Origin of the sequence: Bradyrhizobium sp. (genome assembly GCF_049512235.1) — a bacterium.
In the GTDB taxonomy this organism is placed as follows: Bacteria; Pseudomonadota; Alphaproteobacteria; order Rhizobiales; family Xanthobacteraceae; genus Bradyrhizobium.
Genome location: NZ_JBEKXH010000455.1, coordinates 1 through 5248 on the forward strand (window position 1 = coordinate 1; position 5248 = coordinate 5248).

Annotated in this window: 5 protein-coding genes and 1 pseudogene; 2 read left to right on the forward strand and 4 right to left on the reverse strand. The window is 61.3% G+C overall.

Going from position 1 to position 5248, the window contains the following annotated elements:
• Positions 1-1645: chaperonin GroEL (gene groL / locus ABSG20_RS29205; RefSeq protein ID WP_423867934.1), on the reverse strand; the 1645-nt coding region annotated here is incomplete at its 3' end.
• Between the two features lie 156 nt (positions 1646-1801).
• A complete protein-coding gene (locus ABSG20_RS29210) occupies positions 1802-2098 on the reverse strand; it encodes a co-chaperone GroES (RefSeq protein ID WP_423867935.1) in 297 nt (98 codons plus the stop codon).
• A 323-nt stretch (positions 2099-2421) separates the two neighbouring features.
• On the opposite strand from ABSG20_RS29210, the gene ABSG20_RS29215 reads away from it, so the two are divergent.
• Positions 2422-2943: a hypothetical protein gene (locus ABSG20_RS29215; protein ID WP_423867936.1), complete on the forward strand. Its 522-nt coding sequence runs from the start codon at positions 2422-2424 to the stop codon at positions 2941-2943.
• Between the two features lie 70 nt (positions 2944-3013).
• On the opposite strand, the gene ABSG20_RS29220 is transcribed toward ABSG20_RS29215, so the two are convergent.
• A complete protein-coding gene (locus ABSG20_RS29220) occupies positions 3014-3784 on the reverse strand; it encodes a protein phosphatase CheZ (protein WP_423867937.1) in 771 nt (256 codons plus the stop codon).
• Positions 3785-4077: 293 nt separating this feature from the next.
• Between ABSG20_RS29220 and ABSG20_RS29225 the strand changes: the two genes are divergently transcribed.
• Positions 4078-4881 carry a L,D-transpeptidase gene (locus tag ABSG20_RS29225; RefSeq protein ID WP_423867938.1) on the forward strand — a complete coding sequence of 268 codons (804 nt, stop codon included), beginning with the start codon at positions 4078-4080 and terminating at the stop codon, positions 4879-4881.
• An 84-nt stretch (positions 4882-4965) separates the two neighbouring features.
• On the opposite strand, the pseudogene ABSG20_RS29230 reads toward ABSG20_RS29225, so the two are convergent.
• Positions 4966-5248 (reverse strand): annotated as a pseudogene (locus ABSG20_RS29230) (DUF2076 domain-containing protein); the annotation flags it as partial.

Genomic DNA, 5248 nt, shown 5'->3' on the forward strand with positions numbered 1-5248 from the left:
AGCCCATGCCGCCCATTCCACCCATGCCGCCGCCGCCACCGCCGGGCATCGGCGGTGCCGGCTCCTTCGGCAGTTCGGCGACCATGGCTTCGGTGGTGACCAGCAGGCCGGCCACCGAGGACGCGTCCTGCAATGCGGTGCGCACCACCTTGGCCGGGTCGATGATGCCTTTGGCGACCATGTCGACATACTCTTCGGTTTGCGCATCGAAGCCGAAAGTTTCCGACTTGTTCTCCAGGATGGTGCCGACGACGATCGAGCCTTCGACCCCTGCATTCTCGGAGATCTGGCGGACCGGCGCTTCCAGCGCTTTCAGCACGATATTGATGCCGGCCTGCACATCGGGATTGTCATTGTGGATACGGCCGACGGCCTTTTTGGCGCGCAGCAACGCGACGCCTCCGCCCGGCACGATGCCTTCCTGCACCGCGGCGCGGGTGGCGTTCAGGGCGTCCTCGACCCGATCCTTTTTCTCCTTCACCTCGACCTCGGTCGCGCCGCCGACCCGAATGACCGCGACGCCGCCCGCGAGCTTGGCCAGCCGCTCCTGCAGCTTTTCGCGGTCGTAGTCCGAGGTGGTTTCCTCGATCTGCGCCTTGATCTGGCCGACGCGGGCTTCGATGTCCTTTTTCTTGCCGGCGCCGCTGACGATCGTGGTGTTTTCCTTGTCGATCACGACCTTGCGGGCGCGGCCGAGCATCTTGATCGTCACGCTTTCGAGCTTCATGCCAAGTTCATCTGAGATCAGCTGACCCCCGGTCAGGATCGCGATGTCTTCCAGCATCGCCTTGCGCCGATCGCCGAAGCCGGGTGCCTTGACGGCGGCGACCTTGAGGCCGCCGCGCAGACGGTTGACGACCAGCGTCGCCAGCGCTTCACCTTCGACGTCTTCGGCGATGATCAAGAGCGGGCGGCCCGATTGCACCACGGCCTCCAGCACCGGCAGCATCGATTGCAGGCCGGACAGTTTCTTCTCGTGCAGCAGCACGTAGACGTCCTCGAACTCGGCGGTCATCTTCTCGGCATTGGTGACGAAATAGGGCGACAGGTAGCCGCGGTCGAATTTCATGCCCTCGACGATGTTGACTTCGGTTTCGAGCGACTTGTTCTCCTCGACGGTGATGACGCCTTCGTTGCCCACCTTCTGCATCGCTTGCGCAATCATCTTGCCGATCGCGGTGTCGCCATTCGACGAAATGGTGCCGACCTGCGCGATTTCGGACGACGAGGCAACCGGCTTGGCGCGCTTCACGAGATCCTTGACCACGGCATGCACTGCAATCTCGATCCCGCGCTTCAGGTCCATCGGGTTCATGCCGGCAGCAACGGCCTTGGCGCCCTCGCGCACGATCGCCTGCGCCAGCACGGTGGCGGTGGTGGTGCCGTCGCCGGCGGAATCGTTGGTCTTGGAGGCGACCTCGCGCAGCATCTGCGCGCCCATGTTCTCGAACTTATCCTCGAGTTCGATTTCCTTGGCGACGGTTACACCGTCCTTGGTAATGCGCGGCGCGCCAAAGCTCTTTTCGATCACGACGTTGCGGCCCTTGGGGCCAAGCGTCACCTTGACGGCATTGGCGAGAATGTCGACGCCGCGCAGCATGCGTTCGCGCGCGTCTCCGGAAAACTTTACGTCCTTGGCGACCATTTGAATTCCCTCATGATGAAGCTGGTACGGTGATGGTATCTTGCGATCGTCATTGCCGGGCTTGACCTTGGCAATCCATGTTGCTGTCGAAGGGTGATGGAAGCCCGGATCAGGCCCGGGCATGACGCTGGAGAGCGCTGCAATCCTTGCTCAATCTCAGGCCAGCACGCCCATGATGTCGCTCTCCTTCATGATCAGGAGTTCCTCGCCATCGAGCTTGACTTCGGTGCCCGACCACTTGCCGAACAGCACGCGGTCGCCGACCTTGAGGTCGATCGGGATCAACTTGCCGGATTCGTCGCGTCCGCCCGGACCGACCGCGGTGATTTCGCCTTGCGAGGGTTTCTCCTTGGCGCTGTCCGGAATGATGATGCCGCCCTTGGTCTTCTCTTCGGCGTCGATGCGTTTAACCACGACACGGTCATGCAGTGGACGAAATCTGGATTTAGCCATAACGGTTCCCTTTGCAGGCTCGCTTTTCGGATCTGGTTGGCGGCGAAAGCGGATCGGAATGCAGGCCTGTTCGACACCGCCAAGGGGGACAAAACCGCTCGCATCCTTAGCAATCACGCTCTCGGAGTGCTAAGTGTGACCCGGGAATATGGCTTGACGCCGATCCTGTCAAGCAAAGGGGGTTAAGCCCTTGGTGAGGCCAATACAGCATGCTTTGAGGAAATCGGAGCGGCAGCGTAACTTACCGGACGTGGTTGCTCCGACAGCGGTTTTACGCTTGGCTGCAAGGTGGGTGCGGCCACGAATCTGTTCAGGGGAATATCATGGTCAGGTCTTGTAGCGTCGGTGCGGCTGTCAATCTGGGGCTCGCCTCGGTGCTGACGCTAGTGCTGGGCGGCTGCGGAAGCTTCAACCTCCCGTCACTATCATCATCGTCATCATCGCCTGCTGGCCAGGAGCCCGGCGTGGCGCCCGAAATGCCGGCCACCATCCGTCCGGACGAGATTGTCGGCCGCTGGGGTCTTGCCTCCTACCAGAATCCCGCCGACCGCACCCGGACCGAAGCCGCAGCGAAGGCGCAATGCAAACAGCCCTACGTGATCGGAGCCGGGTCCTCCGGCGGCGTGATCATGCATCTGGCCGACCAGGCGACGCCTCAGGAACTGCGCCTCAAGGGCAGCCCGGGCGGAAAGAATTACATCGGTCCGCCGGGACCTGCCGGTGGCGAGCAGGATCGCGAGATCGTCTCGTTCGACGGACGGGTGCTGATCACACGCTTCACGGACCAGGATGCCGCGACCCGCTATGGCAACATGGTCTATGTCCGCTGCGGACCGCGCGCCTGATCCGTCGGCTTTTCCAGCGATCCCGCGTTGCGCGAAGCGTTTGCTCGAAGATCATGCTCGAGAACAAGGATCAGTCGAACAAAGCGTCGATATCGTCCTGCGAAGCGTGACCGACGTCGCCATCGGTCTTCGGGCCGTTCAGCAGCCGGTCATCGCCTTCTCGCGTGTCGATCAGCGCAGGCGCGTGTGCCTTGATGGCATCGACGCCGCCCCAGATCTCCATCATTGCCATGATGTGGTGTTCGATGAATTTCATCGTGGCCATCACCTTGCTGATGCGCTGGCCGGTCAGATCCTGAAAATTGCAGGCCTCGAAAATTGAAATGACCCTCTCCTGGATTTCCTCGCTGAGAAGCTTCTGCTGATCCGGCGATGTCACCTTGGATAGCGCGGTCGCGGACTGATCGATCGCTTCCGCGGCTTCCAGGATCTGCTGGGTTGCCTCCTCGGTGCCGCCGACCACGGCGCCGAGTTCGCCATTGACCTTGGCCATCTCCTCGCCGTCAAAACTCTTGCTGTGCAGAACGGCGATTTCCCGCTTGGTGCGGCTGATGGCATCGTGAATAAGGTCCAGCTCGATCTTGAGTTTTTCGCACTGCTCGATCTGAGCGCGATAGGTTTCAAGCAATGCGCGAGCCTCGGCGACTTCCTGCGCGGCCGAAGCGTCGATGGTTGCCATCGCCGCGCTCTGGCCGGTACGGGCCATCTGGGCGCGAATGGCATGCAGTTCGCTCATGATCTCACGATGCATGGGACCGAGATCGCCGTCACCGACCGCGGGTAGCGGTGCGTCGCCGAGGAATGCTTGTTCGATACGAAAACGTCTGCGGTTAGTCGGCATGCTACTGTCCCTGACCTTCACTCCTCAAGTTTTAGGCAGATGCGATTTAACATCGGGTTCACGCCGGGACCCGTTGTGATGCACAATTTTGGCAATACTGGCGATTAACCATGCGGTCCTGCCGTTCACCGAAAATAAACGCTACCGGGTAAATCGGCGGGGGATTTCGACGTGGTGAATCGATCAGCCGTTTCTGTTTACCAAACCGTTGCGGTTTTGGTTTTAATTGACGGTGCAAAGGTCGCCGATGCGGCCCACGACCAAACAGTGACGAAACAGTACAGAGTACGTCGATGTTCAAACATATTTCTCTTGCGCTCTTCGTCGGCGCGTCTTGCCTGGCCGCAACCCATCAAGCCGCAGCGTTCGATACCGCGCCGCTGCCGGAGCCTGCCTTGATCTATGCCGATCAACCCGCGCCGCGGGCTGCCGCGCCGGTGCGAACGGCCTCTGCCGAACGCCTCAATATGGGCGGCGGTTTCATCGAGTTCCTGTTCGGCGAGGGGCAGAATCAAGGCGAGGGCTATGAGCAGCAGCCAGCGGGTCAGCAGCCTTACGAATCGCGGCGTCCGTCGTTGTTGCTGCCGCAAACCGAGCCGCGGCAAGACCTGCACCTGCAGGACGAGACAAATGAACCCGCGCACCCGGCGTTCGATCCGAGATTTGAGAAGCAGCTCGTCGGCTATCACGGCAAGGAAAGCGCCGGCACGATCATCGTCGACACGCCAAATAAATTTCTGTTCCTGGTGGAGGGAAACGGCAAGGCGCTGCGCTACGGCATTGGCGTCGGCCGTCCCGGCTTCACCTGGTCGGGCGTCAAGCAGATTTCCGCCAAGAAGGAGTGGCCGGACTGGACGCCGCCGCCGGAAATGCTGGTGCGGCGTCCGGATCTGCCGCGGCACATGGAAGGCGGCCCGCAAAATCCGCTCGGGGCGCGCGCCATGTATCTGGGATCGTCGCTCTATCGCATCCACGGTTCCAACGAGCCCTGGACGATCGGTACCAACGTCTCGTCCGGCTGTATCCGGATGCGCAATGAGGATGTCATCGATCTCTACGGCCGCATCAATGTCGGTGCCAAGGTCGTGGTCATGTGATCGCCTGCAATTGAAAACGGCAAACGGCCGCCCGATCCGGGCGGCCGTTGCGCTTTTGTGGTGCAAGTAACTTCGCCAGTAGCGTCAGGCGAAATCGCTGTCTCCGTCTCCACCGGAATTATCGGAATCGAGATCCATGTCGTCGCGATCGTCGTCGTCATTCGACGCCGAATCGGACGATGCCGAATCGAAGAATCCCGACCGCGAGCTGTCATCGCCGCGATCCGCAGATGATCCGATGTCGTTGATGCCGGCGTCGCGGGCGAGGTCGCTACCGGACTGATCGCGCCACGGACCAGGGCTTGCGACATTCTCGACAGCGACTGAGGGATCGGTGATGCCGTAGTGGCTGCCGCCCATCATCGAG